This window comes from Luteimonas campi, assembly GCF_051162505.1.
In the GTDB taxonomy this organism is placed as follows: Bacteria; Pseudomonadota; Gammaproteobacteria; order Xanthomonadales; family Xanthomonadaceae; genus Luteimonas.
Genome location: NZ_JBNWEM010000002.1, coordinates 433,509 through 449,088, shown reverse-complemented (window position 1 = coordinate 449,088; position 15,580 = coordinate 433,509). Strand labels below are relative to the sequence as shown.

Here is a 15,580-nt window from a genome sequence, read left to right as displayed (position 1 = left end):
GAATGGATTTCGCCAAGGCAGGGGAAAACCGTGACCTCCTTCACTGTGTGGCAACGGGCAGGCTTGCGCGGCTTTACAAGTTGTTTACAAACAGGCGAACGCGCGAGGGGGCGCGCGTGTTGGATCCCCCGCTGCATCACTTTCAAGGAGAGACCCGATGTTGCCGCTTCCCGATCGCCTCGGTGCCGCCGTGCGCCGTGGCCTGCTGCTTACGATCCTCACTCCCGCCGCGCTCGCCCAGCAGGCGCCTGCGTCCCAGGCCGACACGGGTGCCCGCACCCTCGACACCGTCCAGGTCACCGGCTCGCGCATCCGCCGCGCCGAACTCGAAACCCAGGTCCCGGTGCAGGTGCTCAGCCGGGAAGACATCGACCGCAGCGGCTTCACCTCGGTCGCCGAGGTGGTGCAGAACCTCACCGCCAGCGGCGCCGCGCTCAACACCAAGTTCAATTCCTCGGGCAACTTCGGCTTCCCGCCCGATGGCGGCGGCGTCGGCGCGGGCGCGGCCACGGTCGATCTGCGCCATCTCGGCGCCAAGCGCGTGCTGGTGCTGGTCGACGGCATGCGCTGGGTCAACGAATCCTCCGCTTCCGGCGTGGGCTCTTCGGTCGATCTCAACACCATCCCGCTGTCGATCATCGAGCGCATCGAAGTGCTCGAGGATGGCGCGTCCTCGATCTACGGGTCCGACGCCATCGCAGGCGTGGTCAACATCATCACCCGCAAGGATGTCGACGGCGCCAGCGTGCAGTTGCACTACGGAGACTATTTCGACCTGGCCGGCGGCGAGACCTGGGGCGCGGACCTGGGCTGGGGCGGCAGCAGCGAACGCGCGCGCTGGTTCTTCGGCGCCTCATACTTCAAGCAGAAGGAGATCTCCTCGCTCGAATACACCCCGGCCAGCGTGCCCGTGCCGGGCACTGGCCTGTCCAACGGCAGCTCAGCGACGACGCACGGGCGTTTCCTGTTCGAGGATCCCGGCACCGGCATCGTCTACGACATCACGCCCAACACCGGCGCGAGCGCGCCGACCTACCTGACCGGCCAGCAGGCCTGCCGCGACGACGACGGCAATCCCACCGGCGTGGTGCGCGCAGACGATTTCCACTGCTTCGGTACCGCCGACCGCTTCAACTTCGCGCCCTACAACCTGCTGCTCACGCCTTCCGAGCGCAAGTCGGTGTTCGGCCAGGTGCAGTTCGACTTCAGTCCGACGTTCGGCGGCTACGTGCGGGTGCTGTACAACGAGCGCGAGTCGGCCAACCAGGCCGCGCCCGAGCCGTTCTTCCTGGGTACCGACGCCGGTGTCTACAACGAGTGGGCGGAAACCAGGCTGGTCATCTCGGCCACCAATCCCTACAACCCGTTCGGCTTCGACCTGACCACGATGGGCGACAGCCCCAACCTGTTCCTGCTCGGCCGTCGGCCGGTCGAGGGCGGTCCGCGCCGCTTCGAGCAGGAAGTGGAAACCTGGTATGCCTCGGGCGGGCTCAACGGCATGTTCGACGTCGGCGCACGGGCCTGGAACTGGGACGTGAACCTGATGCGCAGCGAGAGCACGGCCGAGCAGAGCAACTACGGCAGCTACAACATCCGTCGGATCAACGAGGCGCTCAGCGGCGCGGCCGCCTGCGCCGCCATCGCCGGCTGCGTCGATCTCGACCTGTTCGGCGGGCCGGGCACGATCACGCCGGCGATGCTGGCCTGGATCCAGCCGGTGGTGCGCGACCGCAGCAGCAACACGATCAGCCTGGCCTCGGCCAATGTCACCGGCGACCTGTTCGATGGCTGGGCCGGACCGATCTCGTTCGCCGCGGGTGTGGAATACCGCGAGTACCAGGGCGAGTACCAGCCCGACCCGCTGACCGTCGCCGGCGAGTACAACGGCGTGCCATCGGGACCGAGCCGCGGCGAATACGATGTGCGTGAGGCCTACGCCGAGTTCCTGGTGCCGCTGGTGAAGGACGGCTGGCTCGGCAAGAGCCTCGACCTCAGCCTGGCCGGACGCTGGTCGGACTACTCCAACTTCGGCGGCACCAATACCGGCAAGGTCGGCCTGCGCTGGCAGGTGACCGACGAGTTCCTGCTGCGCGGTTCGTTCGCGGAAGGTTTCCGTGCGCCGTCGATCGGCGAACTCTACGGCACGCTCAGCCGCTTCGACGCGACCCTCGTCGATCCCTGCAACCGTCCCGCGGCGACCACGCCTCAATGCGTGGCCGAGGGCGTGCCGGCCGACTACGAGCAGTCCAACCCGCAGATCTCCGTGGTCACCTCGGGCAACGAACAGCTGCAGCCGGAAACCAGCCGCAGCCTGATGCTGGGTTCGGTCTGGAGCCCCTCGTTCGCCGATGCGACGACATGGTCGGACCGGCTCGACCTGGGCGTGACCTTCTACCGCCACACCATCGACGGTGCGATCCAGGCGCTGGATGCGCAGACCATCCTCGACCGCTGCATCGCCACGCGCGATCCGGTCTCGTGCGGGTTCTACGAGCGCAACGAGCGTGGCCAGATCGTCCGCTTCGACAACATCCTGGGCAATGTCGGCACGATCCGCACCGACGGCTGGGACTTCAGCGCCGACTGGCGCCTGCCCGAGCAGGCCTGGGGGCAGCTGGCGTTCGCATGGAAGACCACCTGGGTGACCCGCTACGAGCTGGTCAACGAGGCCGGCCAAGCCGAACCGCGTGCGCCTGGCGTGGAAATCAACAACAGTGCGATCCCCAACCGCAGCTCGACCCTGTCGGCGGTATGGCGCGGTGGCGGTGGCTGGCAGGCGGCCTGGACGGCGCGCTATATCGATCGCCTGCGCGAGTCCTGCGCCGGTGCCAACGGCTTCGACATCTGCGATGACAGCGCCGGCGACCGCAACGACCTCGGCGCCACCACCTACCACGACGCGCAGCTGTCCTGGGGCACCGACGCCTGGATGAAGGACCTGCGCTTCACGCTGGGCGTCAACAACGTGTTCGGCAAGGATCCGCCGATCTGCCTGAGCTGTTCGCTCAACGGCTACGACGCGTCGACCTACGACCTGCCGGGGCAGTTCTGGTACGCGCGGGTGGGCTTCGGGTTCTGAAGGCCCGGGCGTGCGCCGCGTGGCAACGGGTCCGTTGGCCCGTTGCCCGGCCGACGCGATGACGTAGCGCTTGTGCGGCTGGCGGTCGCGGCGGACCCTCCGCCGCGGCCGTCAGCGCAGCAGCGCGCCCTCGGGCACCTCGAGGTTCACCGACAGCGCGAGGTGGTCGGAGAAGGCCGCCGGCACCGCGCGCATGCCCTCGCAGCGCAGCGTGTCGGTGACCAGGATGTGGTCGATCGCGCGCTGCGGCTTCCAGCTGGGGAAGGTATGCACGGTGCAGCCTGGCGGCTGCAGGCGGGTCTTGCGGAACAGGTTGCCCATCTCGGGGCAGTCGACCACGCAGTTGAAGTCGCCCATCAGCACCGCGTTGGGGAAGTCGTGCAGCAGCTCGGCGATGAAGTCGAGCTGCATCTGGCGCGACTGCGCGCCGAGCGAGAGGTGGGCCACGGCCACGGTCAGGCCCGCGGCGCCGTTGCCGAAGTGCCCCATCAGCACGCCGCGCCCGGCGATGCGGCCGGGCAGCGGGTGGTGCACCACTTCCACCGGCTCCAGCCGGCTGAGCAGGCCGTTGGCGCTCGATGCCACGTTGCCCACCCGCCGGTTGGGCTGGTGGGTCCAGTAGTCGAAGCCGGCGCGCTCGGCCAGGTAGTGGGTCTGGTTGGTGAAGCCCGAGCGCCAGCTGCCCGGATCGCTTTCCTGCAGGCCGACGATGTCGTGTTCGCCGGCCAGTCGCGCGATGGCGTCCAGCGAGGTGCGCTTGCCCACGGGCAGCACATGCGACCAACTGCGCGTGGCGTAGTCGCTGTAGCGCCGGGTGCTGGAGCCTGCCTGGATGTTCGCGCTGAGCAGCTTCAGCCGTTGCGTGGACATGCGCGTTCGGACATCAGCCGCCGGCCCGCACCTGCGCGATCACGCGATCGGTGTTCTGCAGCACTTCGTCGAAGTTGCGGCCGGTGACGCGGTAGCGGCCGTTGACGATCATCATCGGCGTGGAGTTGGCGCGCTGCTGGGCGATGTACTGCTTGGCGCGGCCGAACTTGGCGTTCACCGTGAAGCTGGCCATGGTGCTGGCGAACTGCGCCGGGTCGGCGCCGAACTTGGCGTAGGCGCGCGCCAGGTCCTCGGGCGAATCGGTGCCGCGCTCGCCCTTGAGCGAGCGCTCGACGTGGATGGCCTGGAAGATGCCGTCGTGGGCCTGGTCGGCGATGCCCATGGCTTCGGCCGCGTAGTAGGCGCGCACGTAGGCGTCCCAGTTGCCGCCGAACGGCGCCGGCACGTAGGTGAAGCGCACGTCGGCCGGCAGGCGCGCCTTCCAGTTGTTCACCAGCGGCTGGAACATGGCGCAGGCCGGGCAGACGTAGTTGAAGACTTCGACCACCTCGATCTTGCCGTCCAGCGGCTCGAACGGCTGGCCGCCCTGGATCAGCTCGTAGTGCTCGCCCTGGGTGGCGAAGGTGGCGGCCGGCGTGGTCGCGGCGGGCGTCGCCGCGGCATCGCCCGCGGCCGGCACCGGGGCGCCGTCCTGCGGCGCGGCACCCGGGTCGGCCGGCGCGGAAGGATCCAGGGCGGGTTCGTCGCCGACGGCCTCGGCCGGGGCGGCAGCCGGCGCCTCGGCCGCCGGTGTCCCGGACGACGCCGGCATGGCGGCGGGCTCGGACGGCTGGCAGGCGGCGAGCAGCAGCGCAAGGGCGGCGGGCGCCAGGACGAGGCGGGAAAGGGCACGAAGCTTCATCGACGGATTCCTGTGTCGTAGCGGAGCGGAGCGTACAGCGGGCGCCGTGAGGCCGGCGGGATCAGCGTGCGGCGGCGCGTTCGGCGGCGATCAGCGCGTCGGCGATCCGCAGCGTGTCCTGCAGCGAGGGCCCCTGCACGAGATACTTGCCGTTGATGATGAGGGTCGGCGTGCCGCGAACCCCGGCCCGGACCGCGAAGTCCTTCGCCGCATTCATCTTCTCGTCAGTCGCCGCCGACCCCAGCGCGGCCCGCACCTGCGCGGCATCGAGCCCCTGCGCGGCCAGGAACGTCGCGACTTCCTGCAGCGTCGCGCCGCGCGCCGGCAGGCTGCCTTCGCGATGGACGGCGTCGAACAGGCGGGAGTGGAACTCGGCCACGCGGCCCAGCGCCTCCAGGGCGAAGTAGCCGCGCGCGTAGGCGTCGCCCGGCGACCAGACCGCCGGCACGTAGTGCAGGCGCACGTCGTCGCCGGCGCCGCGCTTCCAGGCCGTGAGCATCGGGTGGAACTGGTCGCAGTGGCCGCAGGTGTAGGCGAACACCTCGACCACCTCGATCGTGCCGGGCTCGGCGCGCCAGCGCTCGCCGTCGGCGATCGGGATGTAGTGCACGCCCATCCCCGGCGGCAGCCCCTGGGCCAGCGCGGCCAGGGGCAGCAGCCAGAGCAGGCACAGGGCGAACAGGCGGGCGCGCATGGTGGATCCGCCGGCGCTCAGGGCAGGTCCGGGACCGGCCTCAGCCCTGTGCGTCGGCAGCGTCGGCCGGCTCGGTGCTCTCGGCCGGTTCGGCGGCCGGTGCGGCCGGCGCTGCGGCGGGTGCGGCCGGGCCGGCGGCCTCGATCGCGGCCAGGGTGGCCGCGTCGGGACGTTGGTGCAGGCCCTGCAGGTAGCTGGCCAGGGCCTGGATCTCCTGGTCGGTCAGCGGCGCGGCGATCTCGGCCATGATGTCGAACTGGTGGCGGTCGCCCAGGCTGGTCTCGCCGCTGCGGTATTCCTGCAGGCGGCGGTCGACGTAGGCCGCTTCCTGGCCGGCGACGGCCGGATAGGCCGGACCCGGGTTGCCCTGGCCGGCGGGGCCATGGCAGGCCATGCAGGCCGGAATGCCGCGGGCGGCATCGCCGCTGCGGTACAGCTGCTGGCCGATCTCGTAGAACTTCTTGCCGTCGTAGGCGCCGCCCTCCACCAGGCCGTCGTCGGCGATGCCGGCGCCCGGGCTCTTGGTGGCGAAGAAGGCACCCAGGTCGCGCATGTCCTGCGGGCTGAGCGGGGTGGCGAAGGGGATCATCGCCGCGGCCAGGCCGGTGTTGCGCTCGCCGCTCTTGAACAGGGCCAGCTGTTGGGCGATGTAGCGCTCGCTCTGCCCGGCGATGCGCGGATAGGGCAGGCCGTCGGGTGGATTGCCGTCCAGGCCGTGGCAGGCGGCGCAGGTGCCGGCCAGGGTCGCGCCGTTCTCCGCATCGCCGGCGCGGGTCTGCTTGAGCGCGGCCAGCGCGCTGGCGTCCAGCGACGAGACCTCGACCGGGGGATTCTCCTCCAGCGGCGCGACGGTGGACTGGGCGAACGCGACGGCGCCGACCACGAGGGCGGCAAGGCCGGCGACACCGATGGCGCGGACGTGGCGCATTGCAGGACTCCGAAATCATGGATCGCGGACGGGGCTGCCCCGGCCGCAAGGTCCGCGATTATCGCGGTGCGCCGCGCGGACGGTCAAACCGTTCGCTGCCCGCGACGCCCCGCGGCGGTGCCCGTGAGAAGCTATGCCGGCCCCGAGCCTCAGGTTTCCGATGTCCAATCCGTTCGCGCGCGCCAGCTACCTGCTCGCCGCCCACACCCCCAGACAGCTGCCCCCCGACGGCGGCGCCGAGGTCGCCTTCGCCGGCCGCTCCAACGCCGGCAAGTCCAGCGCGCTCAATGCCTTGTGCCAGCAGAACGCGCTGGCGCGGGTATCCAAGACGCCCGGCCGCACCCAGCAGCTGGTCTATTTCGGCCTGCCGCCACACGAGAACAAGTACCTGGTCGACCTGCCCGGCTATGGCTACGCCAAGGTGCCGATGGCCCTGCGCGAGCACTGGCAGGCCTTCATCGACCAGTGGTTCCAGGACCGGTTCGCCCTACGCGGGCTGGTGGTGGTGATGGACATCCGTCACCCGCTCAAAGACTACGACCTGCAGATGCTGGGCTATGCGATGCGCCGCGGCCTGCCGGCGCACGCGCTGCTGACCAAGGCCGACAAGCTTTCGCGCGGCGCCGCCGGCAATACCGTGCAGGCGGTGCGCCGCCAGCTGTCGGCCAGCTATGGCGACAGCATCGGCGTGCAGGCCTTCTCCGGCGAGACCAAGGCCGGGGTCGAGGAGCTGCGGTCGGTGGTCGCGGGCTGGCTGGAGCTGCCGGGCGCGCGCTGAGCGCGCCGCCCCCTGCCGGCCCGGGCGCCCTCAGGCGCCGATGTCGAACAGCTGGCCGATGCCCGAGGCGGCCAGCATGGCCAGCACGCCCCAGAAGCCGGCCCGCAGCGCGCCGCGCAGGGCCGGCGCGCCGCCGAGCCGGGCCGCGCTGCCGCCGGACAGAAGCAGCCCCACCACGGTGGCCAGGGCCACCACCGGTTCGACCCGCGTCGCCGGCGCCGCCAAGGCGGCCAGCACCGGCAGGGCCGCGCCCGCGCAGAGGGCCGCCGACGAGGACAGGGCCGCCTGCAGCGGCCGCGCGCGCAGGGCGTCGGTGATGCCCAGCTCGTCGCGCGCATGCGCGGCCAGGGCGTCGTGCCGGGTGAGCTGCTCGGCCACGGTCCGGGCCAGCGCCGGCTCGAGCCCGCGGCGGCGGTAGATCGCGGCCAGCTCGGCCAGTTCGGCCTCCGGTTCCTCGTGCAGCTCGCGGCGTTCGACCGCGAGGTCCGCCGCCTCGGTGTCGGCCTGCGACTGCACCGAGACGTACTCGCCCGCGGCCATCGAGATCGCACCCGCCACGGTGGCGGCCAGGCCGGTGACCAGCACGGTCTGGTGCGGCGCGCCTGCCGCAGCAATGCCGACCACCACGCCGGACACCGAGACGATGCCGTCGTTGGCGCCGAGCACGGCGGCGCGCAGCCAGCCGGCGCGGTGGCTGCGATGGCGTTCGGGGTGGCGACTGGTCATCGCGGCCTGCGGCGAATGCGGAACCGCCATTCTGGCCGACCGCCTCGCGGTGGGACGGAATGGGAGGCGCACGCATCCGCATGCGCGTCCCGGGCTCAGTCGAGTTCCAGGATCAGCGGCGCGCGGGCGGGCACGACCAGCGTCGTGTCGAAGCGGATGCGGCGACCCTCGAGCACGTCGGTGCCAGAGCGCGCGCCGGCCAGCGCATGGGAAAAGCGTGCCGTGTCCAGCCGCGCCTCGTCCTGGCCGCGGTTGAGCGCAACCAGCACCCGGCGCCCCACGTGCTCGCGCACGTAGACATAGACATCGTCGACCGGCGCGTAGTGGACCAGGCTGCCGGCGTGTACCGGGGTGGCATCCTTGCGCCAGGTGAACAGCCGGCGCACGAAGTCCTGCGCCTCGCGCTGCCTGGCGTCCAGGCCTTCTCCGCTGAAGGCGCTGGCCGCGTCGCCCGCCCAGCCACCGGGCATGTCGGCGCGCAGCTCGCCGTCGCGGCGTTCGGACGGGCCGCGCAGCAGCACTTCGGAGCCGTAGTAGAACTGCGGGATGCCGCGCATGGTGGCGATGTAGGCCATGCCCAGCTTCCACAGGCCCAGGTCGCCGTCGACGTGGGCCAGCAGGCGCGTGGTGTCGTGGTTCTCGGCGAACACCACCAGCGCCTGCGGATCCGGATAGAGGAAGTCGTTGGCCAGCGCCTCGTACAGCGGCGTCCAGCCGCTTTCCCAGGTGGCGGGGCGCAGCAGCGCGTCGCGCAGGGCGATGTGCAGCGGGAAGTCCATCATGCTGGTCATGTGCGGCACGTGGCCGCTGGCGTTGGCCTTGCCGCGCTGCCAGTGGGCGACGATCGCCGGGTTCGGACTCCACTCCTCGCCAACCATGTCGAAGTCCGGGTACTCGTCCATCACCGCCTTGGCCCAGGCCGACAGAAACTCCGCGTCGGCATAGCCGAAGGTGTCCTCGCGGATGCCAGCCAGCCCCGCGGACTCGATCCACCACAGCGTGTTCTGGATCAGGTAGCGCGCCAGCTGCGGCTGGCGCTGGTTGAGGTCGGGCATGACCTCGACGAACCAGCCGTCGGTGAAGCCGGCGCGGTCGCCGGGCGCGGCATAGGGGTCCTGGATCGTCGTACGGCGATGGTTGGTGGGCACGAAGCGCCCGCCGTTGGTGATCCAGTCGCGGCTGGGCAGGTCGCGCATCCACCAGTGCTCCGAGCCGATGTGGTTGAGCACCACGTCCATGACGATGCCGATACCGTGCGCGCGGGCTTCGCGCGCGAACGCGCGGTAGTCCTCGTTGCTGCCCATGCGCGGATCGACCTTGTACAGGTCGGTGATCGCGTAGCCGTGGTAGGAGTAGGCCGGCTGGTCGTTCTCCAGCACCGGCGTGGGCCAGATGCGGGTGAAGCCCAGCGAGGCGATGTAGCCAAGCCGGGCGCGCATGCCGGCCAGGTCGCCGCCGTGGCGGCCGTTCGGATCGGCGCGGTTGGCGCCCTCACGCATGCCCGGCACGCTGTCGTTGCCGGGGTCGCCGTTGGCGAAGCGGTCGGGCGTGATCAGGTAGATCGCGTCGCGGCCGTCGAAGCCGCGCGGCGGCGCGGGCTCGCGCGCGTCGATGCGCCAGGGATGGCGCGCGGCGACGGTGTCTCCGTCGAGCAGCTCGATCTCCAGGGCGCCCGGCGTGGCGTCGTCGTCGATCTCGACCACGACGAACAGGTAGTTGGGGTTCTCCAGCGCCTGCACGCCGGTCACGCGCACGCCCGGATGCGCGATGCGCGCCTGCAGCCCGGCGATGTCCTCGCCGTACAGCATCAGCTCGACCTCGCGATGCTGCATGCCCACCCACCAGTTCTCCGGTTCCACCCGCTGGACCGTGGCCGCGTGCAGCGGCAGCAGGCAGGTCAGCAGCAGGCACAGCAGGCCCAGTCGTTTCATGTCGGATCCCCGTGTCGAGTGCGCCCGAGGCTAGCGGCGGCTTCCGCGCAGGGGCAAGGCGCGGGGCGATGAATTCGTATGCAGGCCGCCGCATCCACCTCGCCGGTGGCGCGCCTGCGTTCCAGCGCCGGAATGCCGGGTCCGCCCGTGGCGATCCATAATGCGCTCCGCGAATGCCCGGGCCGCCGGGCCTCGCGTCCTTTCCCAGAGCGATGCGCATGTCGAGTCCCAGCCACGCCGGCGATACCCCGATTACCCACCGCGACCAGCTGGCTGCGGTCCTCGTTTCGGGCGAGAAGCCGAGTGCGGCCTGGCGCATCGGGACCGAGCACGAGAAGTTCGGCTTCCGCCTCGACGACCTGCGCCCGCCCACGTTCGACGGCGAGCGCGGCATCGAGGCCCTGCTCAAGGGACTGACCCGCTTCGGATGGGAGGCGGTGGAGGAACACGGCCGCGTGATCGCCCTGCTCAAGGACGGCGCCTCGGTGACGCTGGAGCCGGCCGGCCAGCTCGAACTGTCCGGCGCGCCGCTCGAGGACATCCACCAGACCTGCCGCGAGGTGGGCAGCCACCTGCGCGAGGTCAAGGCGGTGGCCGACGAACTGCAGCTGGGCTTCCTCGGCATGGGCTTCCAGCCCAAGTGGCGCCGCGAGGACATGCCGTGGATGCCCAAGGGCCGCTACCGGATCATGCGCGAGTACATGCCCAAGGTCGGCTCGCTCGGCCTGGACATGATGACCCGCACCTGCACGGTGCAGGTCAACCTCGACTACGCCAGCGAAGCGGACATGGTGAAGAAGTTCCGCGTCTCGCTGGCGCTGCAGCCGATCGCCACCGCGCTGTTCGCGGATTCGCCGTTCACCGAAGGCCGGCCCAACGGCTTCCTGAGCTATCGCTCGCACATCTGGACCGACACCGATCCCGGCCGCACCGGCATGCTCGACTTCGTGTTCGAGGACGGCTTCGGCTACGAGCGCTATGTCGACTACCTGCTCGACGTGCCGATGTATTTCTCCTACCGCGACGGCGAATACATCGATGCCTCCGGCAAGTCGTTCCGCGACTTCATGGCCGGGCGCCTGGACGTGCTGCCCAGCGCGCTGCCGACGCTGCGCGACTGGAACGACCACATGACCACCGCCTTCCCCGAAGTGCGGCTGAAGAAGTACCTGGAAATGCGCGGCGCCGACGGCGGCCCCTGGAACCGGCTGTGCGCGCTGCCGGCGTTCTGGGTGGGCCTGCTGTACGACGATGCCGCGCTCGACGCGGCCTGGGACCTGGTGCGCGACTTCAGCCGCGAGGAACGCCATGCGCTGCGCGACGGCGTGCCCCGCCAGGCCCTGGGTCTGCCGTTCCGCGGTGGCAGCTTGCGCGATCTCACGCGCGAGGCGTTGCGCATTGCCGTTGCTGGGCTCGCGCGCCGGGCGCGCCACAATGCGCGCGGCGAGGACGAGCGCGACTTCCTGGCGCCCCTGCTGGAGATCGTCGAAGCCGGACAGACCCCGGCCGAGCACAAGCTGGCCCTGTACCACGGCCAGTGGCAGGGCGACATCGACCGGGTGTTCCGCGAGTTCGCCTATTGAGGCAGTGGCGGCGCGCCCGTCCGGAGCGTCGGCACATGCGTCATGGCGGACAGGTGTCGCCGCAGCGATCGAGGACCGGCGTTCCCGGGCGCGAGTGGATATCCGATGGAGAGAGCCTGGGCGCGCCCGCCCGTCATGGTCCGACGGCGCCCGCTGCCGTGAACGCCCGGGTGGCGGCCCGGCTGGCAGGCAAGCGATTCCGCCCGCCTGCGCGCGGGGCGCTGACGGGGTGAGGCGCGGGTCGCGTCCCCGACGCCTTCTGCCGAACGGAACACGCGGTCCGTCCGCGGCAGTTGCCCCCGCAACCGTATGCTGCGCTGCGACAGCGATTCCGCTAGTGTGCCGGCGATGAATATTCCAGACGGCCCGCTGCGCGAAGCGCTCGACTTCGCCGAGACCGACACCCTGCTGCGCGACGACGTGCGGCGGCTGGGCGCGCTCGTGGGCGAAGTGCTCGCCGAACAGGGCTCGCCGAACCTCCTCGACGAGGTCGAAGGCATCCGCCGCGCCGCGATCGCGCGTCGCGAGCAGGGCCTGCCGGTGGATGCGCTGGCCGAGGAACTGGCCCGCGTGCCCCTCGCCGATGCCGAGGCGGTGGTGCGGGCGTTCTCGACCTATTTCGGCGCGATCAACCTGGCCGAGCGCGTGCACCGCATCCGCCGCCGACGCGATTACGAGCGCATCAGTGAATTGCCGCAGCCCGGCGGTTTCGAGGCCGTACTGCGCGACCTGCGCGAGGACGGGGTGACCTTCGAGGAACTCGAGGCGACGCTGCCGCGGCTGTGGGTCGAACCAGTGTTCACCGCCCATCCCACCGAGGCGGTGCGGCGCGTGCTGCTGGAGAAGGAGCGCGACATCGTCGAGCGCCTGGTCGAGGACATCGACCGCACGCGCACGCCAGTGGAGCGGCGCGCGGACATCGAGCGCATCCGCGTGGCGCTGACCGCCGGCTGGCAGACCAGCGATACGCCCGCGCACAAGCCCACCGTGGCCGACGAGGTCGAACATGTCGGCTACTACCTGGCGCATATGCTCTATCGCATCGTGCCGGTGTACTACGAGGCCTTCGCCGACGCGATCGAAGCGGTGTACGGCCGCCGCATCGCCCTGCCGCAGGTGCTGCGCTTCGGCACCTGGGTGGGCGGCGACATGGACGGCAATCCCAACGTCAACGCCTCCACCGTGCGCGCCGCGCTGGACGCGCAGCGCGCCCAGGCGATCGACCGCTACCGCGCCGACCTGCGCGGCCTGAGCAACCTGTTGACGCAGTCCCTGGGACGCGTGGACGTGGACCCGGCCGTGAGCGCGCGGGCCGACGAATACATCGCCCTGCTGCCGCAGGCTGCGGCCAAGCTGCGGCCGCGCCTGGCCGACATGCCGTACCGGCGCCTGATCGACCTGGTGAAGGTGCGGCTGGCACTGACCGCCGAGTCCGGCGATGGCGGCTACGCGGATGCACGCGAGTTCATCGCCGACCTGGAGCTGATCGACGCCAGCCTGCAGCGCCACCGCGGCGAGCATGCCGGGCGCTTCGCCCTGCAGCGCGTGCTGTGGCGCGCGCGTACATTCGGCTTCCACCTGGCCGCGCTCGACCTGCGCCAGGATTCGGCGGTGCACGATGCGGCCCTGGCCGGCCTGCTCGGCGACTCCAACTGGGCGTCGCGCGAAGCGTCCGACCGCACCGCGCGACTGCAGGCGCTGCTGGCCAATCCGCCAGCCGCGCCAGCCGACGGCGACGAGGTGCTGGCCTCGACCCTCGAAGTGTTCCGCACGGTCCTGGCGCTGCGCCGCAGCCACGGCGTGGAGGCCATCGGCCTGTACATCATCAGCATGAGCCGCAGCGCCGCCGATGCGCTGGCGGTGCTGGCGCTGGCGCGCGTGGCGGGCTGCGTCGAGGACGACGCGGTGCCGCTGGACATCTCGCCGCTGTTCGAAACCGTGGACGACCTGCAGGCGGCACCGGCCGTCATGCGTTCGCTGTTCGAGGATCCGGTCTATCGCGACCACCTGGCCGCGCGCGGCAACGAACAGACGGTGATGCTGGGCTATTCGGACAGCGCCAAGGACGGTGGCCTGTTCGCCTCGCGCTGGGCGCTGCAGCGCACCCAGGTGGAGCTGACCGACCTGGCCAATCGCCACGGCGTTCGCATCATGTTCTTCCACGGCCGCGGCGGTTCGGTCAGCCGTGGCGGCGGCAAGACCGAGCGGGCGATCATCGCCGCGCCGCGCGGCTCGGTGAATGGCTCGATGCGCGTCACCGAGCAGGGCGAGGTGATCCATCGCAAGTACGGCATCCGTGCGCTGGCGCTGCGCAACCTCGAGCAGACCACCGGCGCGGTGCTGCGCGCCACCCTGCGCCCGCGCCCGCGCGATTCGCGCGAGGACAGCTGGAAGGAGATCGCTCGCAACCTGGCCGAGAGCTCGCGCGCGCACTATCGGGCGCTGGTGCACGAGCATCCGGACTTCCCGGACTACTTCCGCGCGGCCACGCCGGTGGACGTGATCGAACGCCTGCAGATCGGTTCGCGCCCCTCGCGCCGGCGCGAGGGCGGCATCGACAACCTGCGCGCGATTCCCTGGGTGTTCGCCTGGTCGCAGAACCGCTCCGGCCTGACCGGCTGGTACGGCATCGGCCATGCCCTGTGCCAGGGCGTGCAGCGCTACGGACAGGATGCGATGACCGAGATGGCGCGCGACTGGCCCTTCTTCGCCGCCGTGCTCGACGACGTGGAGATGCTGCTGGCCAAGTCCGACCTGGCCATCTTCGAGCGCTATTCCAGGCTGGCCGGGCCGCTGCACGAGGAGTTCCACCCGGGCATCGCCGAGGAGTTCCTGCGCACCTGCGATGCGATCCTGATGCTCAAGCAGCGCGATGCGATCCTGGCCGACGACTACCGGCTGCGCCTGTCGATCCGGCTACGCAATCCCTATGTCGATCCGCTGAGCCTGCTGCAGGTCGAGCTGCTGCAGCGCTGGCGGGAGGGCGGGCGCCAGGACGACGACCTGCTGCGCGCGCTGGTGTCCACGGTCAACGGCATCTCGGCCGGGATCCAGAACACCGGCTGAGGCGTGCCGGGCGGACCCGGACCAAGGGGTCCAGAGGGTGGGGCGCCGTTGCGGGCGGGCGCGATGACCCCGCGCCGGCCGCGCGCCGCGCTGGCTGGCAGCGTATCGTCTGCGTCTTTCCTGCCGGGACAGTGCGATGGACGAGAACGAACTGGTTTTCCACACCAACCCGATGTCGCGCGGCCGGATCGTGCGCTGGATGCTCGAGGAACTCGGCGTCGAATACCGCGCCGTGGTGCAGGATTACGGCGCGGGCATGAAGTCGCCCGACTACCTGGCCGTCAATCCCATGGGCAAGGTGCCGGCGCTGCAGCATCGCGGGATCGTGGTGACCGAGACCGCCGCGATCTGCACCTACCTCGCCGACGTCTTTCCGCAGGCAGGCCTTGCGCCGGCGCTGGACGACCCGCTGCGTGGCCCCTATCTGCGCTGGATGTTCTTCGCAGCCGGGCCGGTGGAAGCGGCGGTGACCGCACGTGCCCTCGGCAGCCTGCCGCCGCCGGACAAGGCGGGCTTCGTCGGTTACGGCAGCTTCGACCAGACCATGGACGTGCTCGAGCAGGCGGCCGCCTCGGCCTCGCCGTGGCTGCTGGGCGAGCGCTTCAGCGCGGCCGACGTCTATGTCGGTGCGCAGCTGGACTTCGGCCTGGCGTTCAAGTCGATCCCCGAGCGTCCCGGGTTCACCGCCTGGGTCGAGCGCCTGCGCGCGCGTGAGGCCTACCGCCGCGCGAAGGCCGCCGACGACGCGTTGCTGCAAAGCGCGGGCTGAGGCAGTGCCGACGCGGATCCAGCTCAGCCGGCGCCGCGGATGGCGGCTGCCGGACAACGCCACGAGCGTGGCGCGCCCGACGCGCTGGGGCAATCCGTTCCGGATCGGTCAGGACGGCGATGCCGCCAACTGCGTCGCCCGCTTCCGCGCCTGGATGCTGGCCGATCCCGCCCGCATCGCGGCGGCGCGGGACGCCTTGCGCGGCCGCGATCTGGCCTGCTGGTGCGCGCCGGACACGCCCTGTCATGCCGACGTGCTGCTGGAGCTGGCCAACCGTTGAGCCATGGCGGCGCT

The 15,580-nt window shown here is 71.0% G+C and carries 12 protein-coding genes; 6 read left to right on the top strand and 6 right to left on the bottom strand.

All coding sequences use genetic code 11. From position 1 onward, the window contains the following. The first annotated feature begins 157 nt into the window (after window positions 1–157). On the top strand, window positions 158–3,079 hold the full coding sequence (locus ACQYVW_RS07030; RefSeq protein ID WP_434934396.1) for a TonB-dependent receptor plug domain-containing protein: 2,922 nt from the start codon (window positions 158–160) through the stop codon (window positions 3,077–3,079). A gap of 111 nt (window positions 3,080–3,190) precedes the next feature. On the opposite strand, the gene ACQYVW_RS07025 is transcribed toward ACQYVW_RS07030, so the two are convergent. The 4 genes from ACQYVW_RS07025 to ACQYVW_RS07010 all read right to left on the bottom strand — a co-directional run bounded on the left by ACQYVW_RS07025 (window position 3,191) and on the right by ACQYVW_RS07010 (window position 6,433). After that, the gene (locus ACQYVW_RS07025; RefSeq protein WP_434934395.1) at window positions 3,191–3,949 is read right to left on the bottom strand and encodes an endonuclease/exonuclease/phosphatase family protein; all 759 of its coding nucleotides are present in this window, start codon (window positions 3,947–3,949) and stop codon (window positions 3,191–3,193) included. A 13-nt stretch (window positions 3,950–3,962) separates the two neighbouring features. Next, window positions 3,963–4,811: a thiol:disulfide interchange protein DsbA/DsbL gene (locus ACQYVW_RS07020; protein ID WP_434946484.1), complete on the bottom strand. Its 849-nt coding sequence runs from the start codon at window positions 4,809–4,811 to the stop codon at window positions 3,963–3,965. 61 nt (window positions 4,812–4,872) lie between these two features. Next, the gene (locus ACQYVW_RS07015; RefSeq protein WP_434946483.1) at window positions 4,873–5,505 is read right to left on the bottom strand and encodes a thiol:disulfide interchange protein DsbA/DsbL; all 633 of its coding nucleotides are present in this window, start codon (window positions 5,503–5,505) and stop codon (window positions 4,873–4,875) included. Window positions 5,506–5,545: 40 nt separating this feature from the next. Next, window positions 5,546–6,433, bottom strand: a complete 888-nt coding sequence (locus tag ACQYVW_RS07010) for a c-type cytochrome (protein ID WP_434946482.1) — start codon at window positions 6,431–6,433, stop codon at window positions 5,546–5,548. A gap of 160 nt (window positions 6,434–6,593) precedes the next feature. Here ACQYVW_RS07010 and yihA point away from each other — a divergent pair, with 160 nt between their 5' ends. After that, window positions 6,594–7,211, top strand: coding sequence for a ribosome biogenesis GTP-binding protein YihA/YsxC (gene yihA, locus ACQYVW_RS07005; RefSeq protein WP_434946481.1), 618 nt, complete (start codon window positions 6,594–6,596; stop codon window positions 7,209–7,211). Window positions 7,212–7,241: 30 nt separating this feature from the next. Here the strand turns inward: yihA and ACQYVW_RS07000 are convergent, their stop codons facing one another. Further along, complete coding sequence (locus ACQYVW_RS07000; protein WP_434946480.1) at window positions 7,242–7,937, bottom strand: VIT1/CCC1 transporter family protein; 696 nt, start codon at window positions 7,935–7,937, stop codon at window positions 7,242–7,244. Window positions 7,938–8,032: 95 nt separating this feature from the next. Beyond that, on the bottom strand, window positions 8,033–9,868 hold the full coding sequence (locus ACQYVW_RS06995; RefSeq protein WP_434946479.1) for a glycoside hydrolase family 13 protein: 1,836 nt from the start codon (window positions 9,866–9,868) through the stop codon (window positions 8,033–8,035). 218 nt (window positions 9,869–10,086) lie between these two features. Here ACQYVW_RS06995 and ACQYVW_RS06990 point away from each other — a divergent pair, with 218 nt between their 5' ends. From ACQYVW_RS06990 to ACQYVW_RS06975, 4 genes are all read left to right on the top strand, one after another. Beyond that, entirely contained in the window at window positions 10,087–11,451 is a 1,365-nt protein-coding gene (locus tag ACQYVW_RS06990) for a glutamate--cysteine ligase (RefSeq protein WP_434946478.1), read from the top strand. 348 nt (window positions 11,452–11,799) lie between these two features. Beyond that, window positions 11,800–14,517 (top strand): phosphoenolpyruvate carboxylase, encoded by a 2,718-nt coding sequence (gene ppc, locus ACQYVW_RS06985; protein ID WP_434946477.1) that lies wholly within the window; start codon window positions 11,800–11,802, stop codon window positions 14,515–14,517. Window positions 14,518–14,653: 136 nt separating this feature from the next. After that, window positions 14,654–15,286, top strand: coding sequence for a glutathione S-transferase family protein (locus ACQYVW_RS06980; protein ID WP_434946476.1), 633 nt, complete (start codon window positions 14,654–14,656; stop codon window positions 15,284–15,286). Between the two features lie 4 nt (window positions 15,287–15,290). Then, entirely contained in the window at window positions 15,291–15,566 is a 276-nt protein-coding gene (locus tag ACQYVW_RS06975) for a DUF4326 domain-containing protein (RefSeq protein ID WP_434935640.1), read from the top strand. Window positions 15,567–15,580 lie beyond the last annotated feature (14 nt).